Annotated in this window: 19 protein-coding genes; 6 read left to right on the top strand and 13 right to left on the bottom strand. The window is 50.8% G+C overall.

What is annotated here, in order from left to right:
- Positions 1 to 11 precede the first annotated feature (11 nt).
- From yieF to rpmH, 12 genes are all read right to left on the bottom strand, one after another.
- Positions 12 to 578 carry a class I chromate reductase YieF gene (gene yieF, locus A31E_RS03845; RefSeq protein WP_001517422.1) on the bottom strand — a complete coding sequence of 189 codons (567 nt, stop codon included), beginning with the start codon at positions 576 to 578 and terminating at the stop codon, positions 12 to 14.
- Between the two features lie 21 nt (positions 579 to 599).
- Positions 600 to 1,349: a 4'-phosphopantetheinyl transferase family protein gene (locus A31E_RS03850; protein ID WP_001517423.1), complete on the bottom strand. Its 750-nt coding sequence runs from the start codon at positions 1,347 to 1,349 to the stop codon at positions 600 to 602.
- A 156-nt stretch (positions 1,350 to 1,505) separates the two neighbouring features.
- Positions 1,506 to 2,465 (bottom strand): HTH-type transcriptional regulator YidZ, encoded by a 960-nt coding sequence (gene yidZ / locus A31E_RS03855; RefSeq protein ID WP_001517424.1) that lies wholly within the window; start codon positions 2,463 to 2,465, stop codon positions 1,506 to 1,508.
- Positions 2,440 to 3,615, bottom strand: a complete 1,176-nt coding sequence (gene mdtL, locus A31E_RS03860; RefSeq protein WP_000086015.1) for a multidrug efflux MFS transporter MdtL — start codon at positions 3,613 to 3,615, stop codon at positions 2,440 to 2,442. Before mdtL ends, yidZ begins: the two co-directional genes overlap by 26 nt.
- Before the next feature lie 132 nt (positions 3,616 to 3,747).
- Entirely contained in the window at positions 3,748 to 4,995 is a 1,248-nt protein-coding gene (gene tnaB, locus A31E_RS03865; RefSeq protein WP_001517425.1) for a low affinity tryptophan permease TnaB, read from the bottom strand.
- Between the two features lie 91 nt (positions 4,996 to 5,086).
- Positions 5,087 to 6,502, bottom strand: a complete 1,416-nt coding sequence (tnaA, locus tag A31E_RS03870; RefSeq protein ID WP_001517426.1) for a tryptophanase — start codon at positions 6,500 to 6,502, stop codon at positions 5,087 to 5,089.
- 218 nt (positions 6,503 to 6,720) lie between these two features.
- A complete protein-coding gene (gene tnaC / locus A31E_RS0123220) occupies positions 6,721 to 6,795 on the bottom strand; it encodes a tryptophanase leader peptide (RefSeq protein ID WP_010377944.1) in 75 nt (24 codons plus the stop codon).
- 242 nt (positions 6,796 to 7,037) lie between these two features.
- Entirely contained in the window at positions 7,038 to 8,402 is a 1,365-nt protein-coding gene (mnmE, locus tag A31E_RS03875) for a tRNA uridine-5-carboxymethylaminomethyl(34) synthesis GTPase MnmE (RefSeq protein ID WP_001282361.1), read from the bottom strand.
- A gap of 105 nt (positions 8,403 to 8,507) precedes the next feature.
- Positions 8,508 to 10,154, bottom strand: a complete 1,647-nt coding sequence (yidC, locus tag A31E_RS03880; RefSeq protein WP_000378258.1) for a membrane protein insertase YidC — start codon at positions 10,152 to 10,154, stop codon at positions 8,508 to 8,510.
- 2 nt (positions 10,155 to 10,156) lie between these two features.
- Positions 10,157 to 10,414: a membrane protein insertion efficiency factor YidD gene (gene yidD / locus A31E_RS0123215; protein ID WP_001307474.1), complete on the bottom strand. Its 258-nt coding sequence runs from the start codon at positions 10,412 to 10,414 to the stop codon at positions 10,157 to 10,159.
- Positions 10,378 to 10,737, bottom strand: coding sequence for a ribonuclease P protein component (rnpA, locus tag A31E_RS03885; protein ID WP_000239730.1), 360 nt, complete (start codon positions 10,735 to 10,737; stop codon positions 10,378 to 10,380). Before rnpA ends, yidD begins: the two co-directional genes overlap by 37 nt.
- A gap of 16 nt (positions 10,738 to 10,753) precedes the next feature.
- Entirely contained in the window at positions 10,754 to 10,894 is a 141-nt protein-coding gene (gene rpmH / locus A31E_RS03890) for a 50S ribosomal protein L34 (protein WP_000831330.1), read from the bottom strand.
- A gap of 606 nt (positions 10,895 to 11,500) precedes the next feature.
- Here rpmH and dnaA point away from each other — a divergent pair.
- The 6 genes from dnaA (at position 11,501) to yidA (ending at position 19,087) form a co-directional block, all read left to right on the top strand.
- Positions 11,501 to 12,901 (top strand): chromosomal replication initiator protein DnaA, encoded by a 1,401-nt coding sequence (gene dnaA / locus A31E_RS03895; protein ID WP_016249432.1) that lies wholly within the window; start codon positions 11,501 to 11,503, stop codon positions 12,899 to 12,901.
- Between the two features lie 4 nt (positions 12,902 to 12,905).
- A complete protein-coding gene (gene dnaN, locus A31E_RS03900; RefSeq protein WP_000673456.1) occupies positions 12,906 to 14,006 on the top strand; it encodes a DNA polymerase III subunit beta in 1,101 nt (366 codons plus the stop codon).
- Complete coding sequence (gene recF / locus A31E_RS03905) at positions 14,006 to 15,079, top strand: DNA replication/repair protein RecF (RefSeq protein WP_000060099.1); 1,074 nt, start codon at positions 14,006 to 14,008, stop codon at positions 15,077 to 15,079. The genes dnaN and recF overlap by 1 nt, the downstream gene beginning before the upstream one ends.
- Before the next feature lie 28 nt (positions 15,080 to 15,107).
- A complete protein-coding gene (gyrB, locus tag A31E_RS03910) occupies positions 15,108 to 17,522 on the top strand; it encodes a DNA topoisomerase (ATP-hydrolyzing) subunit B (protein ID WP_000072079.1) in 2,415 nt (804 codons plus the stop codon).
- A 239-nt stretch (positions 17,523 to 17,761) separates the two neighbouring features.
- Positions 17,762 to 18,160: a YidB family protein gene (locus A31E_RS03915; RefSeq protein ID WP_000522197.1), complete on the top strand. Its 399-nt coding sequence runs from the start codon at positions 17,762 to 17,764 to the stop codon at positions 18,158 to 18,160.
- Positions 18,161 to 18,274: 114 nt separating this feature from the next.
- Entirely contained in the window at positions 18,275 to 19,087 is an 813-nt protein-coding gene (yidA, locus tag A31E_RS03920) for a sugar-phosphatase (RefSeq protein WP_001517428.1), read from the top strand.
- 43 nt (positions 19,088 to 19,130) lie between these two features.
- Here yidA and A31E_RS03925 read toward each other — a convergent pair whose 3' ends face one another.
- Positions 19,131 to 19,787, bottom strand: coding sequence for a YidX family protein (locus tag A31E_RS03925; RefSeq protein WP_016249431.1), 657 nt, complete (start codon positions 19,785 to 19,787; stop codon positions 19,131 to 19,133).
- Positions 19,788 to 19,961: the final 174 nt, after the last annotated feature.

The raw sequence follows: 19,961 nt of genomic DNA, 5'->3' as shown, positions 1-19,961 counted from the left end.
GGGTTTTTTATTTAGATTTTCACCCGCTGAATAAACTCGCCAAACGCAGTTAACTGCCCGGCCAGGTGATCCAGCGTTCCCTGATCAATCACCTCTCTGGTTTGCGGATCGACTTTGTTCTGAATCACGCCGCCCATAAACTCAGGTTTGTTCATTACCATCGCATCGAGGAAGACCAGAATCTGGCGCAGGTGATACTGACAACGTGCGCCGCCAATCACACCCATTGAACTGGTCTGAATCAGCACCGGTTTACCGGCCAACGGTTGATCCGGCAGGCGAGATAGCCAGTCGATGGCATTTTTCAGCCCACCCGGCACCGAGTAGTTATATTCCGGCGTGACAATCACCACACCGTCAGCCTGACGGATCTGTTCCGCCAGAGCTTCAACTGTCGCGGGAAAGCCTTCTTCCTGCTGAACATCTGCGTCATACAGGGGAATATCGGCAATGGAAGGCAACGCGTTGACTTCCATACCCGCCGGGGCAATTTTCGGCAGCGTACGTGCAACCATGCCATTAAATGAACCTTTACGCAGGCTCCCCAATAACGTAACCACCTTCAATTTTTCAGACATGATGACTCCTGTGGTTGTTTATTAATTTGGCGAAAAAGACTTCACGGTAGAGAGCTGGGCAAAACGCATCATCCGGCTGGTGGGGTTGTTGGCACGGTTGTGAATATCAGGCAGGCTTTTCCAGCCTTGTTTGCCATCAAACTCCCAGACATTGAGCTTTTCAATTGCCGGAGTGACTGCCACGGACCACACCAGCACGTCCTCTGCGTCGCATAATACTTCTACATGATTGAGATGGGCACATTTCAGGCGTCCCGCAATGGGCATCAATTGCAGATCGCGCGGGTCGTCATTCAGTACATCGCCGGTAAGTTTTAGCACGCTTCGACGCAAAGTAATGAGTTGCGCTCGTGCTTCGTTAGGATCGTTCTGTTTGCTGATCCATAATGATTCATTGCTGGAAAAAATAGGGTTATCGGGTGCATGGGGGCTATGAAACCCGCGTGTCGCGCGCTGGAGTTCCATATCGAGGCCGCATTCGCCTTCGGTTGTTAACGCCACACCGACGATATTTCCGGCATAGGATATTGAAAATGATGGCAAACTTTTATCGCGGAAAACTGGCTTTCCTTTAGCCTGGGTAACGATTTCCGGCAATTCACTAATGCCATACAGCATGAACATCAGTTCTGCGAGTAAACCTCTGGACGCCAGGAAACGGCTTTGACGATGAGGGGGAATATTTTGGGTTTCTTGATGACACTGCGAGGGTAGGCGAACAGATATCAGATGTCCTTCCGTTAACGTTCCTCGGGCAAAGTGAGTCGCCATTTTTCGCTCCATGCTTAATGGTCCATTATGAATACAAGAGTAATCATTTACTGGAACTATGGACAGACTAAAGCGGCGAAAAGTTCGATTCGGATAAACTTATTACATATATTTTACATTTAAACGCGAGATATGGTCGTATTTCATACAACTTGATTATGCCATCGAGGCGTAAAGATTTTTAATGGTTTCTCGTAACCAGACAATCTTCGGGTTATGGCTATTCCGTTTGTGCCACAGCAGAGTAAACGGTACTTCCAGCTTTTTTTGCTGGATTTCATCAAACGGGAGAGGGAGAGCAACCAGCGGAAGCTGGTGGAGCTGGTTGTAGTACTGACAGTAGCGTGGCGCGGTCGCCAGTAGCAGATTGTCAGGCTGCGCCGCCATAAATAGCGCCTGCTCAAATTCCGGTAGACTCATAGCAATCGTGCGTTCGCGTCCTGATTCTTGCAATACATTGTCCAGCGCCCAGGTATCGCTCTGTTCCCAGCAAATGCTGATATGCGGATAACGCAGAAACGAGTCCAGGTTCCACGCTTCATTCAGCACCGGATGATCTTTACGCAGCCAGACGCAGGGTAAATCGCTAAATAGCACTTCATAATCAATGGATAACGGCAGTGAACTTAGCAGTTCCCGGGAGCGTGGATGACTTTCACGCCCGGAAAAACCGATATCCACTTCACCACGAGTAATGGCATCCAGCGAATCGTAATCCCAGTTACGTAATTTAATAGTCGCCTGGGGGTAACGCTGGTAGATCTGTTTCGATAGCGCATTAAACATGATCATCATCAGCGGCGACTCCGCCGCCAGCTCAAATTTCAGGCCGCGCGGCGTTTCATGATGCGGTTTGTCCAGCAGTTGATTACTCATTTGCATCCACTCCGCCAGATTTTGCTCCATGCTGACCATCAGCGGTGTGGGCGTCAGACCCAACGGGGAGTTCACAAAGAGCGGATCATCAAACCATGTCCGAAGCTTTGCCAGCGATTTACTCACTGCCGAAGGTGTTACGTTCATCCGCTTCGCCGCTTTGGTCACGCTGCGCTCCTGCATCAGTAATTGCAGGCAGAGCAGTAAATTGAGATCAAGCGTGGTGATGGATTTCTTCATGAGCGGCAACAGGGCGTCCAGGTGCGACGAGCATAATCAGCAACAGGCTTACTATGCTACAGGCAATCAGAATCCCGATCAGCATATTCCAGGCGCTGATGCCAATCACTGCTGCCAGCCAAATCCACAGTGACGAGCCACAAACCTGTGCAATGCCTAACGTCGAGCTGGCCACGCCTGCGCGTAATGAAAACGGGCCTAATGCCTGGCTCATTGCCACGCCGAAGCCCACTGAGAAACCGGCGCAAATCAGCGTGATGCCAAACAGCGAAACCGCATGGGAAGGCGAAACTGCAAGGATGATACCCGCCGCCAGGAATAACATTTGCGAGGTGATCATCAGTGTGCGCGGCTTAAAAATTCCCAATGCAAACGGCGTGGAAAACGAAACGGTCATGCTGACGCCTGCGGTTAACGCCATAATGGTGGCGTATTCACCACGTTCGAAGCCCATAATTTCCATCATCAATACAGGCGACGTATTCACGAAGGTAAGAATCACGGAAACGCTGAGAGTGGTGATAAGCACACGGCTAAGGAAAAAACGATTAAGCAGCGACTCGGTATTCTCTCGTGGTCTGTCCGAAGCAGCAGGTGCAGCAGGGCGTGTTTCTTTTAAAATAAACAAAGACAACATGAGTACAGTGATGCCCATCATCGCCATTGTCCAGAACAGGCTCTGCCACGGAAATTTGAGCATAATCAGGTGCCCGAGTACCGGAGCTAACACCGGAATGATGCAGGTAATACCATTGAGCAATGACAGCACTTTTGCTCTGCGTCGATCATCCAGCGTGTCGCGTAAAATCGCGAATGCGACGACATAACAGCAGCCAGCGCCCAGCCCTTGCATAAAGCGTCCGACAAGAAATAGCGTGCTGGTTTCAGACAGTGAACAGAGCACAGAGGCGATAATAAATAGCGCCGCGCCGGGAATGGCGACAGGTTTTCTTCCTGAACGATCGGCCACTTTACCGGCAAACAGCATTGCTGCCGCCATCCCCGCCAGATAAACCGAGAAAGCTATATGCAACTGCGCTTCGCTGGCATTGAGATCGGCGGCAATGCGTGGCAAGCCGACCAGATACATATCAATACCTGCGGGATAAAGTAAAACCAGAGCAAAACTACAAATCAAAAAACGGGACATGGGCTAGCGTCCTGACGGTAAGGTGACGCAAAGCATACGTGGTGAAAGAGAATCAGGCGAGTTGCCATTTGGACATGAGTGATTTCCTGACAGGCAAAAAGCCAGCGAATGACCGCTGGCTTTTTGAAGTGCTTAACCAAATTTGGGTAACACATTAAAGACGTTACCAAACCAGCACAAAATCACGGTTATGCCAAAGAGAATAACAATCGCCGGAATAAGATTACCGCCCCAAACTGTGAATATCTGGTTGGGAAATTTCTTGCGGGCTTTGATAGCCAGTACCGCGGGGATAATCACCGCCCAGATGGTGGCGCACAACCCGGCACCGCCGATCCCGTAAATAAAGCCATTAGGGAAGACCAGATACAACAAAGCGGGTGGCAGGAAGGTTAACAGCACGGTTTTGCAACGTCCGGCGTGGGAGTTATCAATCTTAAACAGATCCGCCAGATAATCGAACAGCCCCAGCGTGACGCCAAAAAATGAACTGGCAACAGCTAAGTTTGAGAACACCAGCAGGCAAAACTCGATAATGCCATGCTGTTTGGTGCCGAGGAACGATTTTACCAGCGAATCAACATTGCCGCCCGAAGAGATAATCGCCTTAAAGCTTTCTCGCGGAATATTCCCCATTGTGCAATACAGCCAGAAGAGATAAATCACCAACGCCAGCAGCGAGCCGAAGATCACGCTTTTGATTAGCTTATCTTTGCGTTTGCCATAGCAAATAATCAGGCTGGGAATATTGCCGTGGAAACCAAATGACGCCAGGCATACCGGCAAAGCCATAAAGATATACGGGAAGTAAGACGTCCCCGAAGTCGTGCTGGTGGCATCGCGCAGAATGGAATAATCGACCTGGAAGAAGAAAGAACCAAACACAATCACAAAGGAGATAATTTTCAGGCCGAGAAACAACGAGGTAATACGACTGGCGGCTAACGAACTTATCCACAGTACGCTGGCGACGAAAATGGCCGTGCAGATCCCAACAATGCGAGGATTAGCGTGATAGCCGAAATTCATCGATATCGTTTCGCTAATGATTGCGCCGTTAGCGGAGATATAGGCGTAGGTGAGAATATAGAGAACGAAAGCAACCGTAATACCACTAATAATGTTCCAGGTGTTACCGATTAAATCTTTGGTGATGGTATTAAAACTGGAGCCGACGGGATAATTTAAATTTGCTTCTAATAACAATAACCCAGAATGTAGCATTGAAAACCAGGCAATGATGAGGATAAATGCGCCCCAAAAAAACCAGGCACCAGCTAGATCAACAGGTAAAGCAAACATACCTCCACCAATTACTGTACCCGCTATAACCATGACACCCCAAAATGCAGAGTGTTTTTTTTCTGATTGTTCAGTCATGATGCCACCTTTAGAGGAAGGCTATTTTTGTTATTGAGGATGTAGAGAATAAGAGTGGCTAACATCCTTATAGCCACTCTGAGTATATTAATTAAACTTCTTTCAGTTTTGCGGTGAAGTGACGTAATACTTTTGGTTCGTATGTAAAGGTTAACCCTTTAATATTTGCCGCGTTCTCTTTCACATGTTTGAAGGCTTCAATAATGAAGTCCATATGTGTTTGCGTATAAGTTGCGCGTGGAATGGTTAAACGCAGCAGCTCAGCCGGACATGGTAATTGTTTACCGGTTTTCGGATCGCGACCTAACAGGAAAGACCCAATTTCTACCGCACGAATCCCCGCGACTTTATACAGCTCGCAGGCCAGCGCCTGTGCCGGAAACTGGTCTGCAGGGATATGCGGCAACAGTTTACCGGCATCCACGAATGCCGCGTGACCGCCCGCCTGCTGACACACTACGCCAATCTCTTCCAGGCCATCGACCAGATACTGCACCTGCGCAATACGATAGGCCAGCCAGTCCAGATTCATGCCGTCATACAGACCTACCGCCAGACGTTCCATTGCGCCGCCTTCCAGACCGCCATATGTCGGGAAGCCTTCCTGCACCACGCAAAGAGTTCTGCACTCGGTGTAGACATCGAAGAAGCTGTCATCTTTCACGCACAGCAGGCCACCCATTGGCACCATCGCATCTTTCTTGGCGGACATCGCCAGCATATCGGCATATTTGTAGGTTTCACGGGTGATCTGCTCGATAGTCCAGTCTTTATATTCCGCTTCGCGCTGTTTGATGAAATAGGCGTTTTCGGCAAAGCGTGCGGAGTCCATTACCACTGGAATGTCATATTTCTTCGCAATGCTGTACATCGCTTTCATGTTCGCCAGTGAAACCGGCTGGCCGCCTGCGGAGTTACTGGTGATGGTCGCGACGATATATGGCACATTATTCGGGCCAACTTCTTCAATACCGCGTTCTAATCCTTCAAGGTCAAAGTTACCTTTAAAGTCATAACGCACGCCAGTATCGAAGGCTTCTTTGATATAGACGTTGCGTACGGTACAGCCGTTAATCTGGCTATGGCCCTGAGTGGTGTCGAAGAAATAGTTAGAGAACGCCACCATTTTGCTGCGATCCAGGCCTTTTTCCTGCTCACGCTTTTTAATCAGTACCGGAATATAGATTTGCTCTGCACCTCGGCCCTGGTGCGTTGGAATGGTGTATTGATAACCAAAGATATTTTTTACTGACTCAGCTAATGCATAGTAGCTACGACTGCCGCTGTAGGCTTCGTCGCCGCGCATCATCGCTGCCTGCATACTCTGCGTCACCGCTCCGGTGCCGCTGTCGGTCAGTAAATCGATAAACACATCTTCGCTATCCAGCAGAAACGGGTTCATACCGGATTTAATAATCGCTTCTTCACGATAAGCGCGGGTAGTACGTTTTACGGGTTCAATAACACGAATGCGGAACGGTTCAGGGAGATGTTTAAAGTTTTCCATTACATAATCCTTCATTTATTTTAATTGCAATGATCCCTGTGAATATTACATTTGCAATATCTATTAATTTCCAGAATATATACATCTACAATTATTAGCTTAATAAAGCAATTAAGACGGAAATAATGTAGATAAAAAGGAAAATAAAGATATAGCAAACTCATAGATCACATTGAATCTAATCGGTTTGACTCTGGTGATGGCGACAGAAGGGAAAATTAAGGGCGGTGATCGACAATCTTGTTGTCAATATTAAACCACTTTGAGGTCACACATATATGTAAGGTATTCATAATGCACTTATCCTCGAAAGACACGACGCTACAGTATAATACTCAAGATTTTTGTCTATTCTGAAGTTGTTTAAATGTGAATCGAATCACAAACGGTCGTGAAGCAATATTAAATGCTCTTTTTAAGAGAATAAATTATGTGAGAAGTTTAATTTTTATAAAAAGGGTTGATTAATAATAAGAGTGCCAACAAGAAAGCGAAACCGCATCTGACAATCAGAATGCGGCTTCGTAATTGCGGGTTACTTACCAATACAGAAGCTGGAGAAAATCCGTCCCAGCAGATCGTCAGAAGTAAACTCTCCTGTGATCTCGCTTAAGTTCTGCTGCGCCAGACGCAGTTCTTCCGCCAGTAATTCACCCGCCCATGCGCCCAGCAGTTGCGCTTTACCCTGCTGCAGATGCTCCGCCGCTTGCTCCAGCGCCTGTAAGTGACGGCGACGCGCCAGGAAACCACCTTCCATATTGGTATCAAAGCCCATGCTCTGTTTGAGATGGTTACGCAGAACGTCCACACCTTCGCCAGTGCGTGCTGAGAGGCGAATCAATGCATGGCCGTTAACTTCACTCATCCCCAGCGTTTCGCCAGTAATATCGGCTTTATTGCGCACCACGGTGATCGGCAGTTTGGCAGGCAGACGGGCAATAAATTCCGGCCAGATTTCTGCCGGATCTACGGCGTCTGTCGTGGTGCCATCGACCATAAACAGCACGCGGTCGGCCTGTTCAATTTCCTGCCATGCGCGCTCGATACCAATGCGTTCGACTTCGTCGCTGGCTTCGCGTAACCCGGCGGTATCGATGATATGCAGCGGCATCCCATCAATGTGGATATGCTCACGCAGTACGTCACGCGTGGTTCCGGCGATATCGGTAACGATAGCGGCTTCACGGCCCGCCAGCGCGTTTAGCAGGCTCGATTTACCGGCGTTAGGACGCCCGGCAATCACCACTTTCATGCCTTCACGCAGCAGGCTGCCCTGACGTGCTTCGGCGCGTACCGCGTCGAGATCGGCAATCACGTCATTAAGCTGGGCTTCAATTTTGCCGTCGGAGAGGAAATCGATCTCTTCATCGGGGAAATCAATCGCCGCTTCGACGTAAATGCGCAAGTGGGTGAGGGCTTCTACCAGATGATTAACTCGTGCAGAGAATGCGCCTTGCAGTGAGTTAAGCGCCGAGCGAGCCGCCTGTTCGGAGCTGGCGTCGATAAGATCCGCAATCGCTTCGGCCTGGGCTAAATCAAGTTTATCGTTGAGAAATGCGCGCTCTGAAAACTCACCTGGGCGGGCAATCCGCAGGCCTGGAATGGTCAGGATACGTTTTAACAGCAGGTCGAGGATCACCGGACCGCCATGACCTTGCAGCTCCAGCACATCTTCGCCGGTGAACGAGTTCGGGCCGGGGAACCATAGCGCGATGCCCTGATCCAGCACGCTGCCGTCGGCGTCTTTAAACGGAAGATAATCGGCGTAGCGCGGTTTGGGTAACTTACCCAGCACGGTTTCGGCAACCTCGCGCGCTTTGAGGCCGGAGATGCGCAGGATACCCACACCGCCACGTCCTGGAGGCGTGGCCTGGGCTACGATAGTGTCATTATCGCTCATGATGTTCCTGTTGCTTTGTTTGGCGGATGCGCTGTGCTTATCCGCCCTACGAAAAGAAAAAAGGCGGTCAACTGACCGCCCTTATTTTAGCGAAAACTCACCGAATCAGGATTTTTTCTTCTCGCGGCTATGCAGGCCACGTTTTTCCAGACCACGGTAAATCAACTGCTGCTGGATAATGGTTACCAGGTTGCTGACGATATAGTACAGCACCAGACCTGACGGGAACCACAGGAAGAACACGGTGAAGATGACTGGCATAAAGGTCATGATCTTCTGCTGCATCGGGTCGGTCACGGTGGTCGGTGACATCTTCTGAATGAAGAACATCGTTACGCCCATCAGGATCGGCAGGATGTAGTATGGGTCCTGTGCAGACAGGTCATGGATCCACAGTGCAAACGGTGCCTGACGCAGTTCAACGGAACCCATCAGCATGTAGTACAACGCCAGGAAGATTGGCATCTGGATCAGCAGCGGGAAGCAGCCGCCCAGCGGGTTAACCTTCTCAGCTTTGTACAGCGCCATCATTTCCTGGCTGATACGCTGTTTGTCATCGCCCAGACGCTCACGCATGGCCTGAATCTTAGGCTGCAGCATACGCATCTTCGCCATGGAGGTGTACTGCGCTTTGGTCAGCGGGTACATGATGCCACGAACGATAAAGGTGATGATGATAATGGAGAAGCCCCAGTTACCCACAAAGCTATGGATCCATTTCAGCAATTTGAACAGCGGCTGAGAGATGAACCACAACCAACCGTAATCAACGGTCAGATCCAGATGCGGAGCAACTGCCGCCATTTTGTCCTGGATTTCCGGGCCAACCCACAGGGTGCTGTTCATCGCGCCAGTCTGACCAGGCTGAACCAGTACCGGCTGAGACTTATAGCCGATAGCGGCGATGCCGTTACCCAGATTAGCGGTATAGAAGTTGTTGGTGCCGTCGTTATGTGGGATCCATGCCGTCGCGAAATACTGTTGCAGCATCGCGACCCAACCACCTTTCGAAGAGATGTTCAGGTTTTCGTTGTCGGCAATAGTATCGAACTTGTATTTCTCGTATTTTTCGTCAGGCGTGGAGTACGCCGCGCCACGGAAAGTGTGCAGTGCGAAGTTGCTGCTTCCGGTGTCGAGATGCGGTGGCAGAGTGATGGATTGCTTCAACTGACCAAAGGTGGAGATCTCCAGCGGTTTTTCGCCAGCGTTCTGCACGTTGTAGTTGACGTTGACAGCGTAATCACCACGTTTCAGGACAAACGTTTTAGTAAACGTGTTGCCTGCTGCGTCGGTATACGTCATCGGCACCTGCAGTTCGTTTTGACCTTCGGCCAGCACATAAGCGTCTTTTTCGACGTTATACAGTGGACGCGGGCCGTTAGCCGGATTATCCGGGCCATCACGACCGGTCAGACCGCTCTGTGCCTGATAAATAAACTGCGGTGAGGTTTCCAGCAACTGGAACGGCTGGGTAGAGTTCAGCTCTTTCGGGTAAGCCGGCAGCAGAGCCTGCTCAACATCACCACCACGGGTGTTGATGGTCAGATCAAGCACGTCGGTTTTTACCGAAATAAGTTTCCCCTGGCCACTGGCCGGTACGCCCTGGTCGGCGGCGCTACCCGCTGCGGTGGTCGTTGTCTGCGTGGTCTGTTGAGCCTGAGGTTGCGGGTTTTTATCCTGCTCCCAGGCTTGCCAGATCATGAAAGACACGAACAGCAAAGCGATGACTAAAAGATTGCGTTGCGAATCCATCGTTAGTGTTCTCTGGTATCAAATGGTCCGGGCGGGACGGGATCGTCACCACCAGGGTGTAAAGGGTGGCATTTTAATACGCGTTTCACCGTCAACCAACTGCCTTTTATCACTCCAAACCTGCGCAATGCCTCAATTCCGTAGCTTGAACAAGTTGGAGTGAAACGACAATGCGGCCCGAGTAGCGGACTAATCAGGCGTTGGTAGACCCGAATGAGGGCTATCAGGACCCGCGAGCCAGGCGACAGTGGCGGCGCCATAATTTTTCCAACGCTTCCGAGAGAGCACGGTTATCGAGGTCGGCAACCCCTTTTTTCGCCACCACCACGAAATCCATAGCCGGGAGTTCATGTTGGCGTAGACGAAAGCTTTCACGCGTCAGACGTTTAATCCGATTGCGTTCATGCGCTCGTCGAACGTTTTTCTTGGCGACTGTAAGACCGATACGGGGATGCCCCAGCGAATTCAGGCGGCCGAGGATGGTGATTTGCGGCGTGCCAGCCCGTTGTGGCTGCTGGAAGACGAATGTGAATTGACTGGGAGTTAACAAGCGTAACTCCCTGGGAAATGCGAGCTTAACCACTCAGGGGTTAGCTTTATTACTTAGAAACGGTCAGACGAGCACGGCCTTTAGCACGACGACGTGCCAGTACCTGACGACCATTTTTAGTAGCCATACGAGCACGGAAGCCGTGAGAACGGTTGCGCTTCAGTACAGACGGTTGAAAAGTGCGTTTCATGGCGATTTCTACCTAAACTTGAATAAATTCAATGGCTTTATTGGATATCCGCCCGAAAACCGAACGATGGACACCGAAGCCATGGGTGATTAAAGAGGCCGGATTGTAATAATTGTACACTCCGGAGTCAATTCTCTTTCCTTATTTACCGCGCTTTTCCGCACCTTTTCACAGGGAAAAAGTACAACTATATACCGGTGAAAACCAGCATTACGCGCCGGGTGGAGGATTATACGGGCTACCGGATAAAGCGCAAGGATCGTCCAGGATCTTTATTAGATCGATTAAGCCTAATTTTGTCTATGGTCATTAAATTTTCCAATATGCGGCTTAAATCGTGCCCGCCTGGTGTCTGGATCGTTTACACTTAGCGGGTTCTGGATCATCCTGTGGATAAATCGGGAAAATCTGTGAGAAACAGAAGATCTCTTGCGCAGTTTAGGCTATGATCCGCGGTCCCGATCGTTTTGCAGGATCTTGATCGGGCATATAACCGCAGACAGCGGTTCGTGCGTCACCCTTATGCAGGGTCTTTTCGACGTGCGTCAACAATCATGAATGTTTCAGCCTTAGTCATAATCGACTTTTGTTCGAGTGGAGTCCGCCGTGTCACTTTCGCTTTGGCAGCAATGTCTTGCCCGATTGCAGGATGAGTTACCAGCCACAGAATTCAGTATGTGGATACGCCCATTGCAGGCGGAACTGAGCGATAACACGCTGGCCTTGTACGCGCCAAACCGTTTTGTCCTCGATTGGGTACGGGACAAGTACCTCAATAATATCAATGGACTGCTAACCAGTTTCTGCGGAGCGGATGCCCCACAGTTGCGTTTTGAAGTGGGCACAAAGCCCGTGACACAAACGCTGAAAGTCCCTGCCAGCAATACAGTTGCACCGGCTCAGGCTGCTCAGGTGCAACCGCAACGTGCTGCGCCTTCTACGCGCTCAGGTTGGGATAACGTTCCGGCTCCGGCAGAACCGACCTATCGTTCCAACGTTAACGTTAAACATACATTTGATAACTTCGTCGAAGGTAAATCTAACCAACTGGCGCGCGCGGCGGCTCGTCAGGTGGCAGACAACCCTGGCGGTGCCTATAACCCGCTGTTCCTTTATGGCGGCACGGGGCTGGGTAAAACTCACCTGCTACATGCGGTGGGCAATGGCATTATGGCGCGCAAGCCGAATGCCAAAGTGGTTTATATGCACTCCGAACGCTTTGTTCAGGACATGGTAAAAGCCCTGCAAAACAACGCGATCGAAGACTTTAAACGCTACTACCGTTCTGTTGACGCGCTGCTGATCGACGATATTCAGTTTTTTGCTAATAAAGAACGATCCCAGGAAGAGTTTTTCCACACCTTTAACGCCTTGCTGGAAGGTAATCAACAGATCATTCTTACTTCGGATCGTTATCCGAAAGAGATCAACGGCGTTGAGGATCGTTTGAAATCCCGCTTCGGCTGGGGGTTGACTGTGGCGATCGAACCGCCAGAGCTGGAAACCCGTGTGGCGATCCTGATGAAAAAGGCAGACGAAAATGACATTCGTCTGCCGGGTGAAGTGGCATTCTTTATCGCCAAGCGTCTACGCTCTAATGTGCGTGAGCTGGAAGGGGCGCTGAACCGTGTTATTGCTAACGCCAACTTTACCGGACGGGCGATCACCATTGACTTCGTGCGCGAAGCGTTGCGCGATTTGCTGGCATTGCAGGAAAAACTGGTCACCATCGACAATATTCAGAAGACGGTGGCGGAGTACTACAAGATCAAAGTCGCAGATCTCCTTTCCAAGCGTCGATCTCGCTCGGTGGCACGTCCGCGCCAGATGGCGATGGCGTTGGCGAAAGAGCTGACTAACCACAGTCTGCCGGAGATCGGTGATGCGTTTGGCGGTCGTGACCATACAACGGTGCTTCATGCCTGCCGTAAGATCGAGCAGTTGCGTGAAGAGAGCCATGATATCAAAGAAGATTTTTCAAATTTAATCAGAACATTGTCATCGTAAACCTATGAAATTTACCGTAGAACGTGAGCATTTATTAAAACCGCTACAACAGGTGAGCGGTCCGTTAGGTGGTCGTCCTACGCTACCGATTCTCGGTAATCTGCTGTTACAGGTTGCTGACGGTACGTTGTCGCTGACCGGTACTGATCTCGAGATGGAAATGGTGGCTCGTGTTGCGCTGATTCAGCCGCACGAACCAGGGGCGACGACCGTTCCGGCGCGCAAATTCTTTGATATCTGCCGTGGTCTGCCTGAAGGCGCGGAAATTGCTGTGCAACTGGAAGGTGAGCGGATGCTGGTGCGCTCCGGGCGCAGCCGTTTTTCGCTTTCTACTCTGCCAGCGGCGGATTTCCCGAACCTTGATGACTGGCAGAGCGAAGTTGAATTTACCCTGCCGCAGGCAACGATGAAACGTCTGATTGAAGCGACCCAGTTTTCGATGGCGCATCAGGACGTTCGCTATTACTTAAATGGTATGCTGTTCGAAACCGAAGGTGAAGAACTGCGCACCGTGGCGACTGACGGCCACCGCCTGGCGGTCTGTTCAATGCCAATTGGTCAGTCTTTGCCGAGCCATTCGGTGATCGTGCCGCGTAAAGGCGTGATTGAACTGATGCGTATGCTCGACGGCGGCGACAATCCGCTGCGCGTGCAGATTGGCAGCAACAACATTCGCGCCCACGTAGGTGACTTTATTTTTACCTCCAAACTGGTGGATGGTCGATTCCCGGATTACCGTCGCGTTCTGCCGAAGAACCCGGACAAACATCTGGAAGCAGGCTGCGATCTGCTCAAGCAGGCGTTTGCTCGTGCGGCAATTCTCTCTAACGAGAAATTCCGTGGCGTGCGTCTGTATGTCAGTGAAAATCAACTGAAGATCACCGCCAACAACCCGGAACAGGAAGAAGCGGAAGAGATCCTCGACGTCACCTACAGCGGCGCGGAGATGGAAATCGGCTTTAACGTCAGCTATGTGCTGGATGTTCTGAACGCGCTGAAATGTGAAAACGTGCGCATGATGCTGACCGATTCAGTTTCCAGCGTGCAGATTGAAGATGCGGCCAGCCAGAGTGCGGCTTATGTTGTCATGCCAATGAGACTGTAATGTCCCTCACCCGCTTGTTGATCCGCGATTTCCGCAATATCGAAACCGCGGATCTCGCTTTATCTCCCGGCTTTAACTTTCTGGTGGGTGCCAACGGCAGTGGCAAAACCAGCGTGCTGGAAGCTATCTATACGCTCGGCCACGGCCGGGCGTTTCGCAGTTTGCAGATTGGTCGCGTCATTCGCCACGAGCAGGAGGCGTTTGTTCTTCACGGGCGTTTACAGGGCGCAGAGCGCGAGACGGCGATTGGCTTAACCAAAGACAAACAGGGCGACAGTAAAGTCCGTATTGACGGTACTGACGGGCATAAAGTTGCGGAACTGGCGCACCTGATGCCGATGCAGTTGATAACGCCTGAGGGGTTTACTTTACTCAACGGTGGCCCCAAATACAGAAGAGCATTCCTCGACTGGGGATGCTTTCACAACGAACCCGGATTTTTCACCGCCTGGAGCAATCTCAAGCGATTGCTCAAGCAGCGTAATGCGGCGCTGAGGCAGGTGTCACGTTACGAACAGCTCCGCCCGTGGGATAAAGAACTGATCCCGCTGGCGGAGCAAATCAGCGCCTGGCGCGCCCAGTACAGCGCCGGTATCGCCGCCGATATGGCCGATACCTGTAAGCAATTTCTCCCTGAGTTTTCTCTGACTTTCTCTTTCCAGCGCGGCTGGGAGAAAGAGACAGAGTACGCTGAGGTGCTGGAACGTAATTTTGAACGCGATCGCCAGCTAACCTACACCGCGCACGGCCCGCATAAAGCGGACTTACGCATTCGCGCCGACGGTGCGCCGGTGGAAGATACCTTATCGCGTGGGCAGCTTAAGCTGCTGATGTGCGCCTTACGTCTGGCGCAAGGAGAGTTCCTCACCCGTGAAAGCGGGCGGCGGTGTCTCTACCTGATAGATGATTTTGCCTCTGAGCTTGATGATGAGCGTCGCGGGCTGCTTGCCAGCCGCTTAAAAGCGACGCAATCACAGGTCTTTGTCAGCGCGATCAGTGCTGAACACGTTATAGACATGTCGGACGAAAATTCGAAGATGTTTACCGTGGAAAAGGGTAAAATAACGGATTAACCCAAGTATAAATGAGCGAGAAACGTTGATGTCGAATTCTTATGACTCCTCCAGTATCAAAGTCCTGAAAGGGCTGGATGCGGTGCGTAAGCGCCCTGGTATGTATATCGGCGACACGGATGACGGCACCGGTCTGCACCACATGGTATTCGAGGTGGTAGATAACGCTATCGACGAAGCGCTCGCGGGTCACTGTAAAGAAATTATCGTCACTATTCATGCTGATAATTCCGTCTCTGTACAGGATGACGGGCGTGGCATTCCGACCGGTATTCACCCGGAAGAGGGTGTATCGGCGGCAGAAGTGATCATGACCGTGCTGCACGCAGGCGGTAAATTTGACGATAACTCCTATAAAGTGTCCGGCGGTCTGCACGGCGTTGGTGTTTCGGTAGTAAACGCCCTGTCGCAAAAACTGGAGCTGGTTATCCAGCGTGAAGGTAAAATTCACCGTCAGATCTACGTGCACGGTGTACCGCAGGCACCGCTGGCGGTTACCGGCGATACCGATAAAACCGGCACTATGGTACGTTTCTGGCCGAGCCTCGAAACCTTCACCAATGTAACCGAGTTTGAATATGAAATTCTGGCGAAACGCCTGCGAGAGTTATCCTTCCTTAACTCCGGCGTTTCCATTCGCCTGAAAGACAAACGTGACGGCAAAGAAGACCACTTCCACTATGAAGGCGGTATCAAGGCGTTCGTTGAGTATCTGAACAAGAATAAAACGCCGATCCACCCGAACATCTTCTACTTCTCCACCGAAAAAGACGGTATCGGCGTTGAAGTGGCATTGCAGTGGAACGATGGCTTCCAGGAAAACATCTACTGCTTTACCAACAACATTCCGCAGCGTGATGGCGGTACTCACCTGGCGGGCTTCCGTGCGGCGATGACCCGTACTCTGAACGCCTACATGGACAAAGAAGGTTACAGCAAAAAAGCCAAAGTCAGCGCCACCGGCGACGATGCGCGTGAAGGCCTGATTGCGGTTGTGTCCGTGAAAGTACCAGATCCGAAATTCTCCTCCCAGACTAAAGACAAACTGGTTTCTTCTGAGGTGAAATCGGCGGTAGAACAGCAGATGAACGAACTGCTGGCAGAATACCTGCTGGAAAACCCAACCGATGCGAAAATCGTGGTTGGTAAAATAATCGATGCTGCCCGCGCCCGTGAAGCGGCACGTCGTGCGCGTGAAATGACGCGTCGTAAAGGTGCACTGGACTTAGCCGGCCTGCCGGGCAAACTGGCGGACTGCCAGGAACGCGATCCGGCGCTTTCTGAACTGTACCTTGTGGAAGGGGACTCCGCGGGCGGCTCTGCGAAGCAGGGGCGTAACCGCAAAAACCAGGCGATTCTGCCGTTGAAGGGTAAAATCCTCAACGTCGAGAAAGCCCGTTTCGATAAGATGCTGGCTTCCCAGGAAGTGGCAACGCTCATCACCGCGCTTGGCTGCGGTATCGGTCGTGACGAGTACAACCCGGACAAACTGCGTTATCACAGCATTATCATCATGACCGATGCGGACGTCGACGGCTCGCACATTCGTACGTTGCTGTTGACCTTCTTCTATCGTCAGATGCCGGAAATCATTGAACGCGGTCACGTCTACATTGCCCAGCCGCCGCTGTACAAAGTGAAGAAAGGCAAGCAGGAACAGTACATTAAAGACGATGAGGCGATGGATCAGTACCAAATCTCCATCGCGCTGGATGGCGCTTCTTTGCATACCAACGCCAGTGCACCAGCTTTAGCTGGCGAAGCGTTAGAAAAGCTGGTGTCTGAGTACAATGCGGCGCAGAAAATGATCGTTCGTATGGAACGTCGTTATCCGAAGGCGATGCTGAAAGAGCTTATCTATCAGCCGACGCTGACGGAAGCGGATCTCTCTGACGAGCAGGTTGTTACCCGTTGGGTGAATGCGCTGGTGACAGAACTGAACGATAAAGAGCAGCATGGCAGCCAGTGGAAGTTTGATGTCCACACCAATGCCGAGAAAAACCTGTTCGAGCCGATTGTTCGCGTGCGTACCCACGGCGTGGATACTGACTACCCGCTGGATCACGAGTTCATCACCGGTGGCGAATATCGTCGTATCTGCACGCTGGGCGAGAAACTGCGTGGCTTGCTGGAAGAAGATGCGTTTATCGAACGTGGTGAGCGTCGTCAGCCGGTAGCCAGCTTCGAGCAGGCGCTGGACTGGCTGGTGAAAGAGTCCCGTCGTGGCCTCTCCATCCAGCGTTATAAAGGTCTGGGCGAAATGAACCCGGAGCAGTTGTGGGAAACCACTATGGATCCGGAAAGCCGTCGTATGCTGCGCGTTACCGTTAAAGATGCGATTGCTGCCGACCAGTTGTTCACAACTCTGATGGGTGATGCTGTTGAACCGCGTCGTGCGTTTATCGAAGAGAACGCTCTGAAAGCGGCGAATATCGATATTTAATGGCATTAGCAATGCGAGCGTGCCTGATGCGCTACGCTTATCAGGCCTACAATACTCATGCAAAATATTGAATTTTCATGATTTTGTAGGCCGGATAAGGCGGTTACGCCGCATCCGGCAAGAAGCTATAAGAAAAGGGCGGAGATGATCTCCGCCCTTTTTACTCCTGTAATCCGCAACTATCATCCCGCAGAACTATACTTTCTGAGTCAACACGTAACGCTTTACAGGTGATTATCATGGGACTTTTCGATGAAGTTGTCGGTGCCTTTCTGAAAGGCGATGCGGGGAAATATCAGGCCATTCTGAGCTGGGTTGAAGAGCAGGGCGGCATCCAGGTGCTGCTGGAGAAACTGCAAAGTGGCGGCTTAGGTGCCATTCTCTCAACCTGGTTGAGTAATCAACAGGGCAATCAACCGGTTAGCGGCGAACAACTGGAATCGGCACTGGGTACGAATGCAGTAGCCGATCTCGGGCAAAAACTCGGCGTAGATACCAGTGCTGCTTCCAACATGCTGGCGGAACAATTGCCGAAGATTATTGATGCGCTATCTCCGCAGGGCGAAGTTTCACCGCAAGCCAATAACGATCTGCTTTCCGCAGGCATGGAGTTGCTGAAAGGGAAACTCTTCCGCTAAGCAAAAGGGGAGCACGCAAGGCGCGTTGCATCCCCCTTTTCCCTCGGGTGTTGTACTGATTTTTGAGCGGAATCGCGTTAGCATGGGTCAGGAATCAATCTACCTGGGGAACTCATGGCTATCAAACTCATTGCTATCGATATGGATGGCACCCTTCTGCTGCCCGATCACACCATTTCACCCGCCGTTAAAAATGCGATTGCCGCAGCTCGCGCCCGCGGGGTGAATGTCGTGCTGACGACAGGTCGTCCTTATGCAGGTGTTCACAGCTACCTGAAAGAGCTGCATATGGAACAGCCGGGCGACTACTGTATTACTTATAACGGCGCACTGGTGCAGAAGGCCGCTGATGGCAGCACCGTGGCGCAAACAGCATTGAGCTATGACGACTATCGTTTCCTGGAAAAACTCTCTCGCGAAGTCGGTTCCCATTTCCACGCGCTGGACCGCACCACGCTGTACACCGCTAACCGTGATATCAGCTATTACACGGTACATGAGTCGTTTGTGGCCACCATTCCGCTGGTATTCTGCGAAGCGGAAAAAATGGACCCCAATATACAGCTCCTGAAAGTGATGATGATTGATGAACCCGCCATCCTCGACCAGGCCATCGCGCGTATTCCGCAGGAAGTGAAAGAGAAATATACCGTACTGAAAAGCGCGCCGTACTTCCTCGAAATCCTCGACAAACGCGTCAATAAAGGTACCGGTGTGAAATCGCTGGCGGATGTGCTGGGCATTAAACCGGAAGAAATTATGGCGATTGGCGATCAGGAAAACGACATCGCAATGATTGAATATGCAGGCGTCGGTGTGGCGATGGATAACGCTATTCCTTCGGTGAAAGAAGTGGCGAACTTTGTCACCAAATCCAACCTTGAAGATGGCGTGGCGTTTGCTATTGAAAAGTATGTGCTGAATTAATCAGTGGGCGGGCAAACTGCATAAACGCGTTTGCCCGCAGCGATTAACAATTTCTGGTCGTGCATAAAATCAGGAACTGGAGTGGTGATGTTACTATATCCAGCGTAAGAGTGACTGGCAGCAACGCGTTAGCGAGGCCGCGCGGGACGCCATCTGTTGTTTTGTACTTATAAAATCCCACTGTAAAGGGTTGATGGAAAACCATCACGTTTGAGTAATCCGCTTTTTTATTTTTCTGGTGGATAGAGCCTTTCAGGCCGTCCAGCATCCATGTACAACGCTGGGTATCACACACAAAGCCATATTGTGTCGCCAGTGCTTTATCTTCCTCATTATCCCAGTCGTAATAGAGCGTTATGGCACCAGAAAAATTCGTATCACCGCTGCTTAAAATAAATTTCGCGTTATCGGAAACGGTGATTCTTTCGCCATGAATTACCGGGTCGTTCAGCATTTTAACCACCTCATCGCCGCCGTTGGTCAACAGGTAGTCCAGCGACTCTCCAACAAAAACATAGCCTTTCGTACCGTTACTATCCTCTGCCAGCGATAGACCCTTAATCGTGTCTGAGCGCCATTGCTGGGCATGTGGAGAGCTTGCGGTATTGAAAACCAGTCCAGCGGTTAGACATCCGGTCAACGCGAATGCTAAAGAACATAAACAGGCTGCTTTAATAAATCCCTGAAAATTCAATTGCATGATTAATCCTTTAAACAAGAATGCTAAGCCGTTGGAAGCATACCTTTATTTCCCCGCCTGTTTACTCCCTGACAACCCTTTTCAGATTTGTGCCTGATGGATGCCATTTTCTTATGTATTGTTCTTTTTGTGATCTAAATTGTAGTACAACAATACATGTTTGTACTACATTAC

The sequence above is a fragment of the Escherichia sp. KTE159 genome (assembly GCF_000408805.1).
GTDB lineage: Bacteria > Pseudomonadota > Gammaproteobacteria > Enterobacterales > Enterobacteriaceae > Escherichia > Escherichia marmotae.
This window is presented reverse-complemented; position numbering and strand designations above follow the sequence as displayed.